Source organism: Pseudomonas sp. 22490 (genome assembly GCF_052044465.1).
Lineage (GTDB): Bacteria > Pseudomonadota > Gammaproteobacteria > Pseudomonadales > Pseudomonadaceae > Pseudomonas > Pseudomonas aeruginosa.
Genome location: NZ_JBQENS010000020.1, coordinates 36,882 through 56,282, shown reverse-complemented (window position 1 = coordinate 56,282; position 19,401 = coordinate 36,882). Strand labels below are relative to the sequence as shown.

Below are 19,401 nucleotides of genomic sequence, written 5' to 3'. Positions count from 1 at the left end.
CTTCCAATCGGGAAACGGCCTCGCTGGCCGTCGGGAGGAGGGGTGCGCATAATGCCCGCAATTTCACGCAGAAGGAATCGCTTGCATGCAGTACGACGGTCTGGCCTGGGCATTCGCGTTACTGGCCTTGCTGGCCGCCCTGGTCGCGGTGCGCATCCTCTTCGAACGCACCTGGTTCCTCGGCTGGCTGCGCGGCACCTGCGGCTTGGCCTTCGTCGCCGTGGCGGCGCTGCTGCTGGTGCTCGCCTGGGACCTGCGCAGCTATTCGCTGCTCAAGCCCGAGCAGCCGATGGCCACCCTGAGCTTCCAGGCCGAAGGGCCGCAGCGCTACCGGGTGCTGATCCAGGAGGGCGCCAACGAGCGCAGCGTGGTGCTGGACGGCGAACTCTGGCAACTGGACGCGCGGATTTTCCGCTGGAAGGGGCTGGCCGCGTTGATCGGTCTGGCGCCGGGCTATCGCCTCGACGCGCTCAGCGGCCGCTTCCTGGCCCTCGAGCAGCAGTCCCGGGGCCGCCGCCTGGGCTTGTCGCAGAGTCCGCTGGGGGTCGATCTCTGGCGCTGGCTGCGGGCCGGCGAGCACGACCTGTTCCTGTTCGAGCCGCTGGCGGGGCGGGTGACTTTCCTGCCGATGGCGGACAAGGCGGTGTTCGCGGTGAACTACGGCGTCGCCGGGCTGCTTGCCGAGCCGATGAACCTGGCGGCCGAGGAGGCGCTCAGGGACTGGCGCTAGGCCATGCGAAAAGCCGGGGCGGCGGCGATCGCCTGGGCGGTTTCGCGAAAGCGTTCGATGAGTTCCGACGGCGTGCGGTAGGCCAGCGCCAGCCGATAGGGAATTCGCGCCCGCCGCCCTTGCAGGGGACGAAAGGTGACCCCCGGCGGGCGCAACGGTTGTAGCAGCGAAGGCACTAGCGCGACGCCGATGCCGCCGGCCACCAGCCCGGCGATGGTCTGCATCTGCCGTGCCTCCTGCACCACCTCCGGGACGAAGCCGGCTGCCGCGCAGGCGGCGACGATCAGGTCGTGCATGCCCGGCCCATAGTGCCGTGGAAACAGCAGCCAGGGTTCTCCGGCCAGTTGTTCCAGGCGCAGGCGCGCATGGCGTGCCAGCCGATGCCCTTCGGGCAATGCCACGCGCATGTCGCCGTCCACCAGTAGATGTGTGTACAGGCCGGGCTGGCAGTCGACCGGCAGAACGATCAGGCCGGCATCGATGCGGTCTTCGCGCAACGCCTCCAGTTGCCCTGCGGTGGTGTCTTCCTGGAGCTGGAAGTCCAGCGCGCCATGCTGTTGGCGGAACGCCTGGAGTATGCGCGGTAGCAGAATATTGATGGTGCTGTCGACGAACGCCAGGCGCAACGTTCTGCGTCCGCTGGCGGCGCTGCGCGCGGCCGCCAGGGTGCGTTCGGCCTGGGCCAGGGTGCGCCGGGCTTCGTCGAGGAACGCGCGGCCTGCCGGCGTCAGGCGGTGGATACGGTTGTCACGCTCCAGCAGGCTGGCGCCGACTTCTTCTTCCAGCCGCCGGATCGCAGTGGTCAGCGGTGGCTGGGCCATGTGCAGGCGCTCAGCGGCGCGGCGGAAGCTCAGCTCCTCGGCAACCGCGACGAACTGGCGGAACTGGCGTAAGTCGGCCATTGCGATATCTCCCGGATATGGTGAGTTAAGAAAGACAGTATTGGATATATCGCGGCGGATCCGTCGAAAATCCATCCGTACGCTCGCTTTGGCCAGACGAGGCGTTCCATCCATTACAGAGGAAGCCCGTCATGCACACTCATTCTCCAATCCCCCGTACCGCCCTGGTCACCGGCGGCTCGTCGGGCATCGGCCTGGCCATCGCCCGGCGCCTTCGGCAACAGGGTTATCGGATCGCCCTGGTGGCCCGTGATTCCCAGCGCCTGCAACGCGCTGCCGCCGAGTTGGGCGGTGTGCCCTGGATGGCCGCCGATCTTTCTCGCCGCGAAGCTGTCGAGGCGGTGGCCGCCTGGGTTGGCGACACCTTCCAGGGGCTCGACGTGCTGGTGAACAACGCCGGGTTCACCCGAAAGATCGCCGCCACCACTCCGCTGGCTGAGGCCGAGCGGGAATGGGATGCGCTGCTGGACGGCAACCTGAAAAGCGCGTTCCTCATGTCGCTGGCGGTGTTGCCGCATTTCGCGGAAGAGGGCGGGCGGATCATCCATATCGGATCGATCGCTGCGCAGACCGGTAGCGGCAGTCCCGGTGCGCTGGGCTATGCGGCAGCCAAGGCCGGCCTGCATGGCTTCGGCGTGGCCCTGGCGCGGGAACTCGGTTCGCGCGGGATCACGGTGAACAGCGTGGCGCCGGGTTACATCGCCGACACCCGGTTCTTTCCCGGCGGCCTCGATCCGCAACGGGTCGCCGCCATCGTCGGCGAGACCCCGCTGGGCAGGACCGGCCGGGTCGAGGACATCGCCGCGGCGGTGGCCTGGCTGGCCTCGCCCGAGGCGGGGTTCGTCACCGGAACGGTGGTGTCGGTGAACGGTGGCTGGCGGGTCGGCAACTGAAGTGGAAGCGGCGGGTAACGCCTATGGGGGTACTCGTCCGGCTACCCGAGAACGCAGGTGAATAGCCGTGGGGCGCCTGTCCCGCGCTGGTGCGAGGCATTGGCAATCCTGAAATGAAAAGAGGGAGCCCTGGCTCCCTCTTCGCGCGTTCGCCGTTCCGTCAGGAAAGGAAGCCGCCGTCGACGTTCAGCGCCACGCCGGTGGTGTAGCTGGACGCTTCGCTAGCCAGGTAGAGCACGGCGCCTGCCATTTCGCTCGGCTCGGCCACGCGCTTGAGCGGGATGCGCTGCAGGGCGAGGTTGCGGATCGCGTCGTTCTTCACCAGCGCCGAAGCGAACTTGGTGTCGGTCAACCCTGGCAGGAGGGCGTTGCAGCGGATGCCGAACTGCGCGCATTCCTTGGCGAAGACCTTGGTCATGCTGATCACGGCGGCCTTGGTCACCGAGTAGATGCCCTGGAACTCGCCGGGCGATACGCCATTGATCGAGGCCACGTTGATGATGCTGCCGCCGCCGTGTTCCTTCATCAGCTTGCCGCCCTCGATGGACATGAAGTAGTAGCCGCGGATGTTGACGTCGACGGTCTTCTGGAAGGCGCCGAGGTCGGTTTCCAGTACGTTGCAGAACTGCGGGTTGGTGGCGGCGTTGTTGACCAGGATGTCGAGGCGGCCGAACTGCTCGCGGATCTGTGCGAAGACGTTCTGGATCTGCTCCATCTCGCCGATGTGGCAGGCGATCGCGGTGGCCTTGCCGCCCTCCGCGGTGATCGCGTCGGCGACCGCCTGGCAGCCATCGATCTTGCGGCTCGAGACGATCACGTGGGCGCCTTGCTGGGCCAGCAGCTTGGCTATCGCCTCGCCGATGCCGCGGCTGGCGCCGGAAACGAAGGCGATCTTGCCGTCGAGGTCGAACAGGTGGGTCTTGGACATGGGCTATCCCCTTGTAGTGGTCGGTTACAGGCGGGAGCGCTCGATGGCCTGCAGGCTCATCTGCTCCAGCAGCTTGTTCATCTGCACGAACTGGGCGAAACGCTTGTCCTGGGTCTGCCCGTGGTAGTAGCGGTAGTAGATCTGCTGGACGATGCCGGCAAGACGGAACAGGCCATAGGTGTAGTAGAAGTCCAGGTTGTCGATCGGTGGGATCCCGGCCCGCTCGGCGTAGTAGTCGGCGAACTCCCGGCGGGTCAGCATGCCCGGCAGGTGGCTGGGCTGGCGGCGGGTCAGCTGCACCGGAGCCGGGTCGCCGGCTTCCACCCAGTACGCGAGGGTATTGCCGAGGTCCATCAGCGGATCGCCGAGGGTGGCCAGTTCCCAGTCCAGCACGCCGATGATCTGCATCGGGTTTTCCGGGTCGAGGATCACGTTGTCGAAGCGGTAGTCGTTGTGCACGATGCCCGGCTTGTGGTGATCGGCCGGCTGCTTGTCCTTGAGCCAGGCCTTGACCGGTTCCCAGAGCGGCGCGTCGGGGGTCAGGGCCTTCTCGTAGCGGTCGGTCCAGCCGGCGATCTGGCGCTGCACGTAGCCGTCCGGGCGGCCCAGGTCGGCCAGTCCGCAGGCGGCGTAGTCGACGTTGTGCAGTTCGACGAACTTGTCGATGAAGCTCTTGCACAGGCTGCGGGTCTGTTGTTCGTCGAGATTCAGCTCAGGCGGCAGTTCGGCGCGCAGGATGATGCCCTTGACCCGTTCCATGACGTAGAACTCGGCGCCGATCACCGACTCGTCGGTGCAGTAGAGGTAGGCTTTCGGGCAGTAGGGGAAGCCTGCGTTCAACTGGTTCAGGATGCGGTATTCGCGGCCCATGTCGTGGGCCGACTTGGCCTTGTGGCCGAATGGCGGGCGACGCAGGACGAACTCCTGGCGCGGATACTCGATCAGGTAGGTCAGGTTGGACGCGCCACCGGGGAACTGGCTGATCTTCGGGGTGCCTTCGAGGCCGGGGATATGGGCTTTCAGGTACGGGTCGATGACGGCGGCGTCGAGTTCTTCGCCGGCGCGGATGCGAGTGGATTGGTCGGTCAGCGACATGGGGTTCCCTTCTCGTGGTGCCACGGCGGAGCCGCGGGAGCCGGTGCGCGCATCAGGCTGCGCAATGATGGTGACCGGCGATAATTGGCTAATCTAATGCCCTGTCCCGGCCCTCACAAGCCGCCGCCGGGCGTTATGGGCAAGCGTGTTGCCGCTCCATCACGGTCCCTGATCGTCGGCCTGGAGGAATGCCGGACGAAAAAAAACCGGAGCCGCGAGGGACTCCGGTTTTCCTTCTGGCATGGCGCCGGAAACGGTCAGACCGGGAACAGTTCGCCCAGCTTCATCGCCAGCATCATGTCGCCTTCGGCGCGCAGCTTGCCGGCCATGAAGGCCTGCATGCCGTCGGTCTCGCCGCTGGTGATGCCCTTCAGGGTTTCGCTGTCCATGATCAGGGTGACGTTGGGGTTCTCGGCGTCGCCCTGTACCACTTCGCAGGTACCGTCCTTGACGACCAGGTAGTGGTTGTCGCCGTCTTCGATGTTGAACTGGAACACCAGATCCAGGCCGGCGGCCGCGCTGGCGTTGAACTTGCTTTTCATGGTGGAGACGATGTCAGCAACGGTGGTCATGGGTTCTATTCCTTTCTTCTAGGGTTTTTTCGGCGACCGGAACGGTCGCGGTAGGCCGGCTCATCGATAGGTGATGAGTTCCGGCGCCTTCAACAGTTCCAGGTGCACGTGACTGTTGAAGGAAGCCAGGGACACTTCCTCGCCGCGGAATTTCAGGCGAGTCAGCGAGGTATTGACGATCTGCCAGTTCAGCTCGAAGGCCTTGAGCGGCGGAACGCCGACGATCAGCTGGAGCAGGGCGGTAATGGTACCGCCGGAGGTGAACACGGCGACCCTGTCCTTGCCGCTGGCCTGCGCCAGCAGACGACGAAGACCGTCATGGACCTTATCGAGGAATTCCTGCCAGCTTTCCAGCCCATCTTTCTCATGGTTGCCGGAAACCCAGCGCGCGATGATGGTGGAGAACAGGCGCTGGAACTCGGCCCGATGCTCGGCCGCATGGCGAAGGATGTGCAAGGCTTCCGGCTGCTCATCGAGCAGGTCCGGCAGGTGCGCGCGGATCACCGCGTCGGCTTCGAATTCGTTGAACGCCGGATCGACTTCCAGCTCCGGCGTGGCCAGCCCGGAGGACTCCAGGCGTTCGAGGGCGGCGCGGGCGGTGTGCTGCTGGCGGCGCAAGCCGCCGCTGAGGACGCGGTCGAAACGGACGCCGAGGTTCAGCAGGTGGTCGCCGAGGATTTCCGCCTGGCGGATGCCGGTCGGCGACAGCACGTCGTAGTCGTCGGCACCGAACGACGCCTGGCCATGTCGAATCAGGTAGATGCTGCCCACGGGCGGACCTCGGCGGGTGAAAGTTCCGCGAGGGTATGAGGATCACCCAGGGCTGTCAACGAAAAAACATACGCTTGTTTGAATGTCATTCGCTGCCTTTATCGGCTGCTCCGGGCGCGCCCTGCAAAGGCTCTCCAGGCAGTGGCATCGCTGGCCGCCCGTCGGTGGCCTGGGTATGCTTGCGCAATCGTGTCGCCCGTAGACGGGTGCGTCAACAGTAGAGAGGGGGTTGTGTGGAGTTCATTGCCGAATATGCGGGCTTTCTGGCCAGGACCGTGACCGTGCTGGCGGCGATCATCGTGGTGCTGGTGGTGATCGTCGCCCTGCGCGGCCGCGGCCGGCGCGGCGCAGGCGGGCACCTCGACGTGCAGAAGCTCAACGATTTCTACAAGGACCTGCGCGAGCGGGTCCGCCACAGCGTCCTCGACAAGGCCAGCCTCAAGGCCTTGCGCAAGGAGGAGAGCAAGGCGGCGAAGCAGGCGAAGAAACATCCTGAACAGAAGTCGCGGGTCTACGTGCTCGATTTCGACGGCGACATCAAGGCCTCGGCTACCGAGCAACTGCGCCACGAAGTGACTGCGGTGCTGAGCATGGCGGGCAAGGACGACGAGGTGGTGCTGCGCCTGGAAAGCGGCGGTGGCATGGTCCATGGCTACGGCCTGGCGGCCTCGCAACTGGCGCGCATCCGCCAGGCCGGCGTGCCGCTGACCGTGTGCGTCGACAAGGTGGCGGCCAGCGGCGGCTACATGATGGCCTGCATCGGCGATCGGATCCTTTCCGCGCCCTTCGCCATCCTCGGCTCGATCGGCGTGGTGGCGCAGTTGCCCAACGTCCACCGGCTGTTGAAGAAGCACGATATTGACTTCGAGGTGCTTACCGCCGGCGAATACAAGCGTACGCTGACGGTATTCGGCGAGAACACCGAGAAGGGCCGGGAAAAGTTCCAGGAGGACCTGGAGGTGACCCACGAACTGTTCAAGAACTTCGTGGCCCACTACCGGCCGCAACTGAACATGGACGAGATCGCCACCGGCGAGGTCTGGCTGGGCCAGGCCGCACTGGGCAAGCTGCTGGTGGACGAACTCAAGACCAGCGACGAGTACCTGGCCGAGCAGGCCAGGGAGCGCGATGTCTACCAGGTGCAATTCGTCGAGCGCAAGAGCCTGCAGGAACGCGTCGGCCTGGCCGCCAGCGTGGTTATCGACCGCGTGCTGGTGACCTGGTGGGGGCGGCTCAACCAGCAGAAGTTCTGGCAATAGGCCGGCGCCGACAGGGACGAACACGCTGTCTTCAGGGTTTTCACGAGAGGAGGTCGAAATGGCTGTATTCAAGGCGTTGTGGGTGACGGAAGCGCCCCACGGCGTTTACGAAACGCAGGTGGTCGAGCGCGATACCGGCGACCTGCCGGCGGGCGACGTACTGATCCGCGTGCAGTATTCCTCGCTGAACTACAAGGATGCGCTGTCCGCCAGCGGCAACCGCGGGGTGACCCGCAAGTACCCGCATACCCCCGGCATCGATGCCGCCGGTGTGGTCGCCGAGTCCTCGGTGGCCGAGTTCGCGGCCGGTGACGAGGTGATCGTCACCGGCTACGACCTGGGCATGAACACCGCCGGCGGTTTCGGCCAGTACATCCGCGTGCCCGCGGCCTGGGTGATCAAGCGCCCGCAAGGCCTGAGCCTGCGCGAGGCGATGATCCTCGGCACCGCCGGCCTGACCGCGGCGCTCTGCGTCGAAAAGCTGGAGCGCAGCGGCCTGCGCCCCGACCATGGCTCGGTGCTGGTCACCGGCGCCAGCGGCGGGGTCGGCAGTATCGCCGTGGAACTGCTGGCCAAGCTCGGCTACACCGTGGCGGCCGCCACCGGCAAGCTGGAGCAGGCCGAGTTCCTCAACCGCCTGGGGGCCAAGCAGATCCTCGATCGCGCCACCGTGGCCGATGGCGTCGACAAGCCGTTGCTCAAGGAACAGTGGGCCGGCGCGGTGGACACCGTCGGCGGCGACATCCTCTTCAACGTGGTCAAGTCGTTGCAGTACGGCGGCAGCGTCGCCTGCTGCGGCCTGACCGCCGGCGCCGGCTTCAAGGCCTCGGTGCTGCCGTTCATCCTGCGCGGGGTCAACCTGCTCGGGGTGGACTCGGTGGAGCTGCCGCTGGTGGTCAAGGCATCCATGTGGGACAAGCTGTCGCTGCAATGGAAGCTCGACAACCTCGAAGAGGTGGCGCGCGAGATCGCCCTCGAAGAGCTGCCGGGGGCGATCAACCAGATCCTCGCCGGCAAGCTGGTCGGCCGGGTGCTGGTCAACCTCGGCTGAGGGCGTTGCCGGAGCCCAGCTCAGGCAACAGGTAGCCCGCCCATAGCGATTCGGCGAACTGCGGCCGGAAGAAGCCGAAATGGCCGATGTGGCGGGCGCCGATTTCCTCGGGAGCGATGCGCCAGGCGGTTTTCGGCGCTTCGCGGTAGAAGCCCAGCAGCGACTCGATGCTGCGTCGGGACATCATTTCATCGTCGGTGAACGACAGCGACACGATGGGCGTGCGTACGGCGGAGAAGGCGCGGCGGATGGCCTCGCCATCCGCGAGGGCGTACTGCGGATGCAGGCACCAGCGTCGCCATTGTTCGATCACCCCGCGCGGCAGGTCGCCGACCATGCCCAGGCGGCGCCCGGGAAAATAGCCGAGCAGCGGCGTCAGCAGGGGCGCGACGAGGTACCAGAACAACCAGACCTTGTTGCGCAACCGCGGGCTGTTTTCCTTCCAGTAGCCACTGCCGCTGGCGATGCTGAAGACCCTATCGATACGCTCGCGCCCTTCGACGAAGGGCAGGATCTGGCCGCCCAGGCTATGGCCGATCCAGTACAGGGGCTTGCTCCCGCTCTCGGCGAGCGCGGCGGCGAGCATGGCGCTGCAGTCATGACGGGCCCAGCCCAGCACATCGACCTCGAGACCGCGCAGCGAGCCGTTGCGCGATTGCCCCATGCCCAGGTAGTCGAAGGTGATGGCCAGGTAGCCGCGCTCTGCCAGCCAGGCGGCGAAGGGCGCGTAGAAGCGCTGTTCCACTCCCATCGCCGGGACGATCAGGAGATAGCCGCGCGGCTCCCCGGCAGGCCGGTACCAATGGCTGGCCAGCGGATGGCCGTTGCCGTTATCGATGAGGCGTGGTTGCGGAGGGTTCATGCCGGTCTCCGTGGTCTGCTCATGGCTTCGAGAATAGAGCTGGCCGCCAGGGCGCCTCCAGCCGGCCGAAAGCACGGCCGGGGCGCCTTGGCGGTCAGGCCTGGCTGACGTACATGGTGATCTCGGCGCGGAATACCGGCTTGTCGTCGACATAGGCGACCACCGGCACCACCAGGTTGCCGGTGGCTTGCCAGTCGATCTGGCTGCCGTCGGCCACCGCGCGCACGTCGCCAGTGGCCTTGGCCAGGTACTCGACGGTCATGCCGCGCGGAATCCAGCGATGGCCGGCGGGAATCGAGGCGTCGGTCATGGTCCCGGCGGCCAGTTCGGCGGCATTGCACAGGGCGATGGCATGCACCGTGCCGATATGGTTCAGCACCTCGCGGCGCTTGGGGAAGGTGACTTCGGCATAGCCGGGACGCAGTTCGACGAACTGCGGGGCGATGCTGGCGAAATAGGGTGCGAACTGGCCGATCATGGCGCTGAACTGGGCCGGGCCGACCTGCTGGTACATCTGCATCATCTGACTCATGGAAAACTCCGGGCGTTTCAGGATTGAAGATGTGTGCGCACCGGGGCAGTATACGAAGGTTAGAAATTTATTCTAGAAAAATATTCTAGTCAGCGTTTCGACGATTAACGACAAGGACCGACATGGGCCGTTCTTCCCGCAAAGACGAGATTCTCCAGGCCGCCCTGGCCTGCTTCAGCGAGCATGGCGTAGACGCCACCACCATCGAGATGATCCGCGACCGTTCCGGAGCGAGCATCGGTAGCCTCTACCACCATTTCGGCAACAAGGAACGCATCCATGGCGAACTGTACCTGGCCGGGATCGGCCAGTACGCGGCGTTGCTCGAAGCCGGCTTCGCCAGGGCGCGCAGCGCCGAGGAAACGGTCAGGTTGCTGGTCACCAGCTACATCGACTGGGTCGTGGCGAATCCCGACTGGGCACGCTTCATCCTGCACAGCCGCGGGCGGGTGGAGGCGGGGGAGCTGGGCGAGCGCCTACGGGCCGACAACCAGGCGCACTTCGCACGGATCCATGCGGCGCTGGCGGGATATCGGGCCGAGGGCCTGTTCCGCGAGATGCCGGACGACTGCTTTGCTTCGGTGGTGATCGGCCCGGCCCACGACCTTGCCCGCCAGTGGCTGGCCGGGCGAACCCGGGTGGCGTTGGCCGACTGTCGCGAACTGCTGGCGCAGGTGGCCTGGGACAGCGTGCGGGCGGCCTGAGGCGTCCGTGACCTCGGGAATGAAAAAGCCCCGCGGCTGCGGGGCTTTTCCGTCAGGGCGGGGGTCAGCCGCGGCGGCGGAACAGCGGTAGCGGCTGCTCCACCGAGGTCTGGTAGACCTCGCTGAAGTCGTCCAGGCTGGCCAGGGCGTCTTCCGGGCTGCGGTCGGCACGGATGGCATAGGCGTCGAAGCCGCAGCGGCGCATGAAGAACAACTGGTCGCGCAGCACGTCGCCGATCGCGCGGATCTCGCCCTTGTAGCCGTAGCGCTCGCGCAGCAGGCGCGCGCTGCTGAAGCCGCGGCCATCGGTAAAGGCGGGGAAGTTCACTGCGATCACTTGGAACCTGTCGAGGTCGCCGGCGATGCTTTCCGGCTCCTCGTCCGCGTCCAGCCAGACCCCCAGGCCGCCGTCGCGGCCGCGCAGGGCCGGGCCGTGCTCGAGCCACAGGGCCAGCGGGATGATCACGTCGTCGCTGTTGGGTACGCTTTCCAGGGTCGCGTCCTTGGGCAGCAAGTGCCAGCGGTCGTCGACCACCTGGCGGTCCTTAATGATTCGCTGCATATACGCGCTCCTTGAACGGGTCGATACCGATACGGCGGAAGGTGTCGATGAAGGGTTCTTCCTCGGTCCGGCGTTCCACGTAGACCTGGATGATCTTGTCGATCACGTCGGCCATCTGCTCCTGGGCGAAGGACGGGCCGAGGATCTGCCCGAGGCTGGCGTCGCGCGCCGAGCTGCCGCCGAGGGAGACCTGGTAGAACTCCGCGCCTTTCTTGTCGACCCCGAGGATGCCGATGTGGCCGACATGGTGATGGCCGCAGGCGTTCATGCAACCGGAGATGTTCAGGTCGATGTCGCCGATGTCGAATAGATAGTCGAGATTGTCGAAGCGGCGCTGGATGGCTTCGGCGATCGGGATCGACTTGGCGTTGGCCAGGGAGCAGAAGTCGCCGCCGGGGCAGCAGATGATGTCGGTCAGCAGGCCGACGTTGGGGGTGGCGAAGCCCAGTTCGCGCAGTTCGCCCCAGAGGGCGAAGAGTTCGCCCTGCTCGACGTCGGCGAGAATGATGTTCTGGTTATGGCTGTTGCGCACCTCGCCGAAGCTGTAGCGGTCGGCGAGATCGGCGATGGCCTCCAGCTGTTTGTCGGTGACGTCTCCCGGCGCGGTGCCGGTGGGCTTCAGCGAGAGCGTCACGGCGACGTAGCCGGGCTTCTTGTGGGCGAAGGTGTTGCGTGCGCGCCAGCGGGCGAAGCCGGGGTGCTCCGCGTCGAGCCGGGCGAGGGACTCGTCGAGGTCGTCGAGGGCCTTGTAGGCCGGATCGACGAAATGCGCGGCGACGCGCTGGACTTCCGCCTCGGTGAGGGTGCTCGGTCCGTCCTTGAGGTTGGCCCATTCGGCCTCGACGCGCTCGGCGAAGACTTCCGGGGTCAGCGCCTTGACCAGGATCTTGATCCGCGCCTTGTACTTGTTGTCGCGCCGGCCATAGCGGTTGTAGACGCGCAGGATGGCATCCAGGTAGCCGAGCAGGTGCTGCCAGGGCAGGAATTCATTGATGAAGCTGCCGACGATGGGGGTTCGGCCCAGGCCGCCGCCGACCGAGACGCGGAAGCCGAGCTCGCCGGCCTCGTTCTTCACCGCCTCCAGGCCGATGTCGTGCACTTCGATGGCGGCACGGTCGCTCACCGCGCCGTTTACCGCGATCTTGAACTTGCGCGGCAGGTGGGCGAACTCGGGGTGGAAGGTCGACCATTGGCGGATGATCTCGCACCAGGGGCGCGGGTCCACCAGCTCGTCGCGGGCGACGCCGGCGAACTGGTCGGTGGTGGTGTTGCGGATGCAGTTGCCGCTGGTCTGAATCGCGTGCATCTGCACGGTGGCCAGCTCGGCGAGGATTTCCGGCACGTCTTCCAGCTCCGGCCAGTTGAACTGCACGTTCTGCCGGGTGCTGATGTGGGCGTAGCCCTTGTCGTAGTCGCGGGCGATCTGCGCCAGTTTGCGCAGTTGGCGCGAGGAGAGCAGGCCATAGGGAACGGCGATGCGCAGCATCGGGGCATAGCGCTGGATATAGAGACCGTTCTGCAGGCGCAGCGGGCGGAACTCCTCACCGGTCAATTCACCCGCCAGGTAACGGCGGGTCTGGTCGCGGAACTGCTTGACGCGGTCCTCGACGATCCGTTGGTCGTACTCGTCGTATACGTACATGAATATTCCTGCTGTCAGGCTATGCGGCTTACTGCGTTAACCAGCGCGCACGGCTACGCGCTCCACGCGGAGTGGGCGCACGATACCAGTTCATATTTATGCGTAAAAGTGATGTTTGAGTATATGGTAAGAACCAAAAAGACTAAGTCGCCAGGCAAGCATAACCGCTTCGCAACGGCGCCTTTCTTGAGCGATGGGCGGCGCTGGTCTTAACTGGAGAGTGCCTTTCGATGTCTTCGTCCCGATACCCACAAGAAACAGGGGGAGTCATGAGCGAGCCGAGCAAAACCCAGGAAAACCGCGACAGCGTGGTCGACGCCCGCGCGGCCTTCGTCCTGATCCTGCTGGTGGTGGCTACCGCGGTGTTCTGGGTCAGCCACCAGTGAAAGCCCGCCTCGGCGGCGCAGAGGTCACAGGCCGCTGAGGCTCAGCACCAGTTTCACGATCCCGGCCAGCAACAGCACGAACACCAGGGTGAAGAGCAGGCCCAGCATGATGAAGTGCACGGGCTTGCCGTGGGTGAAGTCGCGGGCGCGGTTTCGCCCGCTCTGTACGCCGAAGGCGGCAGCCATCACGCTATGCAGCATCTGCCAGAAGGTCGGCGGCTTCTGGTTCGGTTCTTCCGTCTCGATACCCATCGGTGGTCCTCCCTTTTCCATACCTGCCCTGAGAGTCTAGACCCTTGGCGGGAGGAGGGTGGCTTCAGGCCTGGCGGGCGGGGATGCGCCGTTCCACCGTGCCCTGCGTGGCCCTGGCGCGCAGTTGCCCGCAGCCGCCGTCGATGTCCTGGCCGGCCGAGTTGCGCACCTTGGTCAGCACGCCGCGGCTGTGCAGGTAGCGCACCAGCTCGACGATCCGCTCCCCGCTCGGGCGCCGGTAGGCGTCGCCGTCCATGCTGTTGTAGGGGATCAGGTTCATCACCGCGAAGCGGCCCTTGAGCAGGCGCAGGATGCCGTCCATTTCCTCCAGGCTGTCGTTGATCCCTTCGAGCAGGGTCCATTGGTACTGGATCGGATAGTCGACCCGGCGGGCGTAGGCCTCGCCGGCTTCCACCAGTTCTTCCGGGCTCAGCGGCGGCGCCTTGGGCAACAGTTGCCGGCGCAGTTCGGCGCGGGTGCTGTGCAGGGACAGGGCGAGGGCGGGCTTCACCCGTTGCCGGGGCAGGCGCTCGAACACGCGGGGATCGCCGACGGTGGAGAACACCAGGTTCTTGTGGCCGATGCCGCCATCGGTGCCGAGCAGGTCGATGGCTTCGAGGACGTTGTCGAGGTTGTGCGCCGGCTCGCCCATGCCCATGAACACCACTTTCTTCACCGCTCGCCGACGGCGCGCCAGGACCACCTGGGCGACCATCTCCAGGCTGCCGACCTGGCGCAGCAGGCCGCTGCGGCCGGTCATGCAGAACACGCAGCCGACCGCGCAGCCGACCTGGGTCGAGACGCACAGCCCACCGCGCGGCAGCAGCACGCTTTCCACCATCTGCCGGTCGGCCAGTTCCACCAGCAGGCGCGACGAGCCGTCGCTCGCCGGATGCTCGCTGTGCAGGCGGGCGATGCCTTCCAGTTCCGCTGCTACCTGGGGCAGACCATGGCGTACGCCCAGCGGCAGGAAGTCCTCGGCCCGCTGGCGGGCGGTGCAGGCATCGAGGGCGCGGCCCTGCAGCCAGGCGCGGACGATCCTCCCGCAATGCAGGGGCTTGGCGCCGAGATCGGCGAGGCGCTGGTGGAGGTCTTGGCTACGCATGGGGCGCGCATCCTACCATTGCCCGTCATGAGGCGGTATGGCCGGCGCCGACGTGCTATCGTTGCGCTCCGCTCCACCGCAGCAACGGAACCGTTCCATGAAATTCGTCCACCAGCGCGAACACCTCAACGAAGACGACATCGTGGTCATCGAGTGCTCGCAGCAATGCAATATCCGCCTGATGAACGACGCCAATTTCCGCAGTTTCAAGAATGGCGGGCGGCATAGCTACCATGGCGGCGCCTTCGACCGCTTCCCGGCGAAGATCAAGGTGCCCAGCACCGGGTTCTGGAACATCACCATCGATACCGTGACCCGGCGCCCGATCAGCGTGACGCGCAAGCCGAACTTCAAGTGGTCGATCAAGTTCGTGCGCCGTTCCGGTTCGCAGTTCACCTGAGGGCGCGCGTCCCATGAGTGCGAAAATGGACGAGCAGGCGCTTCTGGCGTTGCTCCGCGAGCTGGCCATCGACAGCCAGCGGGTCGAGCATCCCGCGATCGCCTCCATCGAGGAATATTACGCGCAGGGCATCGAATTGCCCGACCAGGGCATCAAGAACCTGTTCCTGCGCAACCGCAAGGGTACTCGCCACTACCTGGTGCTGCTCGACGAGCGCAAGGAGGCCGACCTGCCGGGCATCGCCGAACAGATCGGCGAAAGCCGCCTGTCGTTCGCCTCGGTCGAGCGCCTGCGCGAATACCTCGGCGTCGAACTGGGCTGCGTGACGCCTTTCGCGCTGGTCAACGATCCGCAGCACAGGGTCGAGGTGTTGCTCGACGATGCCATCCGCCAGGACCGGTTGCTCGGTTTCCACCCGTTGGTGAATACCGCCACCGAGTGCATCCGCTACGCAGACCTGCTGGCTTTCCTCGCCCACACGGGGCATGAACCGCGCCTGATCCGGGCGTAGGTCGCAGCTTCGCGCCTGCTGGCACCAGGCCAGGTCATGCCGGCGCCGGTTTCACTCGAAGAAGTTGTGCCAGCAGTCGCTCAACGGGCCGACCTCGAAGGTCTTGCACCAGGGTTGGGCTTCCAGCCACAGGCGGGCGCTTTCCCGGTCCGCCTCGTCCAGGCTGCCGACCCGCGCCAGGCACAGGTAGCCGCTGATCTCCGCCTGTTCCGGCGAGCCGCCACCGCCGAACACCCAGCCCTGGGCCTCGACGAAGTCGATCAGATGGTCCAGCGCATCGTCGTGGGAGAGGGCGTTGCGGTCGTAGGTCAGTTCGAAGCTGAAGCCGAACTCCTGGAACTCGCCCAGGCGCAGTTTCTTGCGCAGGCGGCGCTTGCGCGGCTTTTCCATCTGCTCGGGAGTGAGGAATTTCATCGTCGCCTTCCTGGTCAGTCATCGTAGCCAAGGTTCGGCGCCAGCCAGCGCTCGCTGACGCTGGCTTCCTGGCCCTTGCGCTGGCTGTAGCGTTCCACCTGGTCCTTGTCGATCTTGCCGACCGCGAAGTACTGCGCCTGCGGGTGGGCGAAATACCAACCGCTGACCGCCGCGGCCGGGAACATCGCGTAGTGCTCGGTCAGGCTGACGCCGGACAGGCCCTGCGGATCGAGCAGTTCGAACAGAGTGCCTTTCTCGGTATGGTCGGGGCAGGCCGGGTAGCCCGGTGCCGGGCGGATGCCGACGTATTGCTCCTTGATCAAGGCCTCGTTGTCGAGGTGTTCGTCGCGGGCGTAGCCCCAGTACTCCTTGCGCACCCGCTCGTGCAGCCACTCGGCGCAGGCTTCGGCGAGGCGGTCGGCGAGCGCCTTGACCATGATGCTGTTGTAGTCGTCGCCCTTGGCTTCGTACGCCTTGGCCACTTCCTCGGCGCCGATCCCGGCGGTGGTGATGAAGCCGCCGATGTAGTCGCGCACGCCGCTTTCCTTCGGCGCGACGAAATCGGCCAGCGACAGGTTCGGCTTGCCGTCCGGCTTGATCGTCTGCTGCCGCAGGTGGTGCAGGGTGGCGAGGGTCTCGCCATCGGCGCCGTAGACCTCCAGGTCGTCGTGCTCGACCTGGTTGGCCGGCCAGAAGCCGAACACCGCGCGGGCCTTGATCAGCTTCTCGTCGATCAGCTTCTTCAGCATCGCCTGGGCGTCGTTGAACAACGAGGTGGCGGCCTCGCCGACCACCTCGTCGGTGAGGATGCGCGGGTACTTGCCGGCCAGGTCCCAGGAAATGAAGAACGGCGTCCAGTCGATGTACTCGGCGAGCACCGCGAGGTCGATCTCGTCGAGCACCCTGACGCCGGTGAAGGAAGGCGTCGGCGCCTGGTAGCCGGCCCAGTCGAACGCCGGCTTGTTGGCGATCGCCTGTTCGTAGCTCAGCCGCTCGGTGCGGGCGCTGCGGTTGGCCGTGCGTTCGCGGACCACCGCGTAGTCGGCGCGGGTGCGGGCCACGTAGTCGGCCTTCAGCTCCTTGGACAGCAGGCTGGTGGCCACGCCTACCGCGCGCGAGGCGTCGGTGACGTAGACCACCGCGTCGTTGCTGTACTGCGGATCGATCTTCACCGCGGTATGCGCCTTCGAGGTAGTGGCGCCGCCGATCATCAGCGGCAACTGGAAATTCTGCCGCTGCATTTCCTTGGCGACGTGGACCATCTCGTCCAGCGACGGCGTGATCAGGCCAGACAGGCCGATGATGTCGCATTTCTCGGCGATGGCGGTCTGCAGGATCTTCTCCGCCGGCACCATCACGCCGAGGTCGACCACGTCATAGCCGTTGCAGCCGAGCACCACGCCGACGATGTTCTTGCCGATGTCGTGCACGTCGCCCTTCACCGTGGCCATCAGGATCTTGCCCTTGGCTTCCGGCTTGTCGCCTTTCTCCGCCTCGATGAAGGGAATCAGGTGGGCCACCGCCTGCTTCATCACTCGCGCGGACTTGACCACCTGCGGGAGGAACATCTTGCCGGCGCCGAACAGGTCGCCGACCACGTTCATCCCGGACATCAGCGGACCTTCGATGACCTCGATGGGACGCGCACACTGCTGGCGGCATTCCTCGGTGTCCTCGACGATCCAGGTGGTGATGCCCTTGACCAGCGCATGCTCGAGGCGCTTCTCGACACTGTAGCTGCGCCATTCCTCGTCCTCGGCCTCCTTGACCGCGCCGCCGCCCTTGTAGTCGTCGGCGATCGCCAGCAGGGCCTCGGTGGCCTCGGGCGTGCGGTTGAGCACCACGTCCTCGACCCGGTCGCGCAGCGCTTTCGGAATCTCGTCGTAGATTTCCAGCTGGCCGGCGTTGACGATGCCCATGGTCAGGCCGTTGCGGATCGCGTAGTAGAGGAACACGGAGTGGATCGCCTCGCGTACCGGGTTGTTGCCGCGGAACGAGAAGGACACGTTGGACACCCCGCCCGAGCTCAGGGCGTAGGGCAGGTGGTCGCGGATGTAGGCGCAGGCGTTGATGAAATCGACCGCGTAGTTGTTGTGTTCCTCGATGCCGGTGGCGATGGCGAAGATGTTCGCATCGAAGATGATGTCTTCCGGTGGGAAGCCGACTTCGTCGACCAGGATGTCGTAGGAGCGCTTGCAGATTTCTTCCTTGCGCGCCTGGGTGTCGGCCTGGCCGTCCTCGTCGAAGGCCATCACCACCACCGCGGCGCCGTAGCGCTTGCACAGGCGGGCATGGTGCTTGAAGGCCTCGACGCCTTCCTTCATCGAGATCGAGTTGACGATGCCCTTGCCCTGGATGCACTTCAGGCCGGCCTCGATCACTTCCCACTTGGAGGAGTCGATCATGATCGGCACGCGCGAGATGTCGGGCTCGGAGGCGATCAGGTTGAGAAAGGTGACCATGGCCGCCTTCGAGTCCAGCATGCCTTCGTCCATGTTGATGTCGATCACCTGGGCGCCGGCTTCCACCTGCTGCTGGGCGACCTCGAGAGCTTCCGCGTAGTTTTCCTCGCGGATCAGCCGGGCGAACTTGGCCGAACCGGTGATGTTGGTGCGCTCGCCGACGTTGACGAACAGCGAGCTGCGGTCGATGGTGAACGGCTCCAGGCCGGACAGGCGACAGGCCCGGGGAATCTCCGGGATGGCCCGCGGCGGGTACTTGGCCACTGCCTTGGCGATCGCCTCGATGTGCGCCGGGGTGGTGCCGCAGCAGCCGCCGACGATATTGAGGAAGCCGGCGGCGGCGAATTCCTCGACCACCACGGCCATTTCCGCCGGCGATTCGTCGTATTCGCCGAAGGCGTTCGGCAGGCCGGCGTTGGGGTGGGCCGAGACATGAGTGTCGGCCTTGGTCGACAGTTCCTCGATATACGGCCGCAATTCCTTGGCGCCGAGGGCGCAGTTCAGGCCTACCGAGATCGGCCGGGCATGCCGCACCGAGTTCCAGAAGGCCTCGGTGGTCTGGCCCGACAGGGTGCGGCCGGAGGCGTCGGTGATGGTTCCGGAGATCATGATCGGCAGCTCCACGCCGAGTTCCTCGAACACGCCCTGGACGGCGAAGATCGCCGCCTTGGCGTTGAGGGTGTCGAAGATGGTCTCGATCAGGATCAGGTCGGCGCCGCCTTCGATCAGGCCGCGGGTCGCCTCGACGTAGTTCTCCACCAGTTCGTCGAAGGTGACGTTGCGGTAGCCGGGGTTGTTCACGTCCGGGGAAATCGAGCAGGTGCGGCTGGTCGGGCCGAGCACGCCGGCGACGAAACGCGGCTTGTCCGGGGTCTCGGCGGTCTTCGCGTCCGCCACCTGGCGGGCCAGGCGCGCCCCTTCGACGTTGAGTTCGTAGGCCAGCGACTGCATGCCGTAGTCGGCCTGGGACACCTGGGTGGCGTTGAAGGTGTTGGTCTCGAGGATGTCGGCGCCGGCGTCGAGGTAGGCCTTCTCGATGGCCTGGATCACGTCCGGGCGGCTCAGCAGCAAGAGGTCGTTGTTGCCTTTCACGTCGCTCGGCCAGTCGGCGAAGCGCTCGCCGCGGTAGTCGGCCTCTTCCAGCTTGTAGCTCTGGATCATGGTGCCCATGCCGCCATCAAGGATCAGGATACGTTCCCTGAGGGCGTGCTGGAGGGCTTGCAGGCGGGCGCTGCGATCGGTGAGCGGGCTGGACATGGATGGACCTGGCGTCAGTGGGCGGAAAGGTGAAAAGCATAACAAAGGCAGGGGCTTTCCGGCCGGGGGTGGTCGGACCATGAATTTCATTCAAGTTGAAGGATGTTCATT

20 protein-coding genes are annotated in these 19,401 nt (G+C 65.7%); 7 read left to right on the top strand and 13 right to left on the bottom strand.

The genetic code is table 11. The features are described from left to right. Positions 1-85 precede the first annotated feature (85 nt). Entirely contained in the window at positions 86-730 is a 645-nt protein-coding gene (locus ACTJJX_RS21255) for a hypothetical protein (RefSeq protein ID WP_003087981.1), read from the top strand. On the opposite strand, the gene ACTJJX_RS21250 is transcribed toward ACTJJX_RS21255, so the two are convergent. Next, positions 727-1,632, bottom strand: a complete 906-nt coding sequence (locus ACTJJX_RS21250) for a LysR family transcriptional regulator (protein ID WP_016851747.1) — start codon at positions 1,630-1,632, stop codon at positions 727-729. The genes ACTJJX_RS21255 and ACTJJX_RS21250 overlap by 4 nt on opposite strands. A gap of 131 nt (positions 1,633-1,763) precedes the next feature. Between ACTJJX_RS21250 and ACTJJX_RS21245 the strand changes: the two genes are divergently transcribed. After that, on the top strand, positions 1,764-2,525 hold the full coding sequence (locus ACTJJX_RS21245) for an SDR family NAD(P)-dependent oxidoreductase (RefSeq protein ID WP_003113599.1): 762 nt from the start codon (positions 1,764-1,766) through the stop codon (positions 2,523-2,525). Between the two features lie 160 nt (positions 2,526-2,685). Here the strand turns inward: ACTJJX_RS21245 and ACTJJX_RS21240 are convergent, their stop codons facing one another. The 4 genes from ACTJJX_RS21240 to ACTJJX_RS21225 form a co-directional block, all read right to left on the bottom strand. Continuing rightward, positions 2,686-3,453, bottom strand: coding sequence for an SDR family oxidoreductase (locus tag ACTJJX_RS21240; RefSeq protein WP_003087987.1), 768 nt, complete (start codon positions 3,451-3,453; stop codon positions 2,686-2,688). A 24-nt stretch (positions 3,454-3,477) separates the two neighbouring features. Continuing rightward, positions 3,478-4,548, bottom strand: a complete 1,071-nt coding sequence (locus ACTJJX_RS21235) for a phosphotransferase family protein (protein ID WP_003098170.1) — start codon at positions 4,546-4,548, stop codon at positions 3,478-3,480. A gap of 257 nt (positions 4,549-4,805) precedes the next feature. Beyond that, positions 4,806-5,120 (bottom strand): SCP2 sterol-binding domain-containing protein, encoded by a 315-nt coding sequence (locus ACTJJX_RS21230; RefSeq protein ID WP_003087993.1) that lies wholly within the window; start codon positions 5,118-5,120, stop codon positions 4,806-4,808. A 60-nt stretch (positions 5,121-5,180) separates the two neighbouring features. After that, positions 5,181-5,891, bottom strand: a complete 711-nt coding sequence (locus ACTJJX_RS21225) for a histidine phosphatase family protein (RefSeq protein ID WP_003098172.1) — start codon at positions 5,889-5,891, stop codon at positions 5,181-5,183. Between the two features lie 233 nt (positions 5,892-6,124). Here ACTJJX_RS21225 and sohB point away from each other — a divergent pair, with 233 nt between their 5' ends. Next, the gene (sohB, locus tag ACTJJX_RS21220; protein ID WP_003087997.1) at positions 6,125-7,150 is read left to right on the top strand and encodes a protease SohB; all 1,026 of its coding nucleotides are present in this window, start codon (positions 6,125-6,127) and stop codon (positions 7,148-7,150) included. Between the two features lie 58 nt (positions 7,151-7,208). Next, complete coding sequence (locus ACTJJX_RS21215) at positions 7,209-8,201, top strand: YhdH/YhfP family quinone oxidoreductase (RefSeq protein WP_003087998.1); 993 nt, start codon at positions 7,209-7,211, stop codon at positions 8,199-8,201. Here the strand turns inward: ACTJJX_RS21215 and ACTJJX_RS21210 are convergent. Both ACTJJX_RS21210 and ACTJJX_RS21205 read right to left on the bottom strand, forming a co-directional pair. Beyond that, complete coding sequence (locus ACTJJX_RS21210) at positions 8,188-9,063, bottom strand: alpha/beta hydrolase family protein (protein ID WP_003117684.1); 876 nt, start codon at positions 9,061-9,063, stop codon at positions 8,188-8,190. The genes ACTJJX_RS21215 and ACTJJX_RS21210 overlap by 14 nt on opposite strands. 94 nt (positions 9,064-9,157) lie before the next feature. Then, on the bottom strand, positions 9,158-9,595 hold the full coding sequence (locus tag ACTJJX_RS21205) for a hotdog fold domain-containing protein (protein ID WP_003098177.1): 438 nt from the start codon (positions 9,593-9,595) through the stop codon (positions 9,158-9,160). 122 nt (positions 9,596-9,717) lie between these two features. Here ACTJJX_RS21205 and ACTJJX_RS21200 point away from each other — a divergent pair, with 122 nt between their 5' ends. Continuing rightward, entirely contained in the window at positions 9,718-10,299 is a 582-nt protein-coding gene (locus ACTJJX_RS21200) for a TetR/AcrR family transcriptional regulator (protein ID WP_003098179.1), read from the top strand. Positions 10,300-10,363: 64 nt separating this feature from the next. Here ACTJJX_RS21200 and ACTJJX_RS21195 read toward each other — a convergent pair whose 3' ends face one another. The 4 genes from ACTJJX_RS21195 to ACTJJX_RS21180 form a co-directional block, all read right to left on the bottom strand. Continuing rightward, a complete protein-coding gene (locus tag ACTJJX_RS21195; protein ID WP_003088003.1) occupies positions 10,364-10,861 on the bottom strand; it encodes a DUF934 domain-containing protein in 498 nt (165 codons plus the stop codon). Beyond that, positions 10,845-12,503, bottom strand: a complete 1,659-nt coding sequence (locus tag ACTJJX_RS21190) for a nitrite/sulfite reductase (protein ID WP_003098180.1) — start codon at positions 12,501-12,503, stop codon at positions 10,845-10,847. The genes ACTJJX_RS21195 and ACTJJX_RS21190 overlap by 17 nt, the downstream gene beginning before the upstream one ends. 410 nt (positions 12,504-12,913) lie before the next feature. Further along, on the bottom strand, positions 12,914-13,141 hold the full coding sequence (locus tag ACTJJX_RS21185) for a DUF2970 domain-containing protein (RefSeq protein ID WP_003098182.1): 228 nt from the start codon (positions 13,139-13,141) through the stop codon (positions 12,914-12,916). A 64-nt stretch (positions 13,142-13,205) separates the two neighbouring features. After that, entirely contained in the window at positions 13,206-14,246 is a 1,041-nt protein-coding gene (locus ACTJJX_RS21180; RefSeq protein ID WP_003122825.1) for an RNA methyltransferase, read from the bottom strand. A 37-nt stretch (positions 14,247-14,283) separates the two neighbouring features. Here ACTJJX_RS21180 and ACTJJX_RS21175 point away from each other — a divergent pair, with 37 nt between their 5' ends. Both ACTJJX_RS21175 and ACTJJX_RS21170 read left to right on the top strand, forming a co-directional pair. Then, positions 14,284-14,646 carry a DUF1883 domain-containing protein gene (locus ACTJJX_RS21175; protein WP_003122824.1) on the top strand — a complete coding sequence of 121 codons (363 nt, stop codon included), beginning with the start codon at positions 14,284-14,286 and terminating at the stop codon, positions 14,644-14,646. A gap of 13 nt (positions 14,647-14,659) precedes the next feature. Then, on the top strand, positions 14,660-15,157 hold the full coding sequence (locus ACTJJX_RS21170) for a prolyl-tRNA synthetase associated domain-containing protein (RefSeq protein WP_016851746.1): 498 nt from the start codon (positions 14,660-14,662) through the stop codon (positions 15,155-15,157). A 51-nt stretch (positions 15,158-15,208) separates the two neighbouring features. Here the strand turns inward: ACTJJX_RS21170 and ACTJJX_RS21165 are convergent, their stop codons facing one another. Together ACTJJX_RS21165 and metH are read right to left on the bottom strand one after the other, a co-directional pair. Further along, positions 15,209-15,571 carry a YggL family protein gene (locus ACTJJX_RS21165; RefSeq protein ID WP_003098191.1) on the bottom strand — a complete coding sequence of 121 codons (363 nt, stop codon included), beginning with the start codon at positions 15,569-15,571 and terminating at the stop codon, positions 15,209-15,211. Between the two features lie 14 nt (positions 15,572-15,585). Further along, positions 15,586-19,290, bottom strand: coding sequence for a methionine synthase (gene metH, locus ACTJJX_RS21160; protein WP_003088025.1), 3,705 nt, complete (start codon positions 19,288-19,290; stop codon positions 15,586-15,588). Positions 19,291-19,401 lie beyond the last annotated feature (111 nt).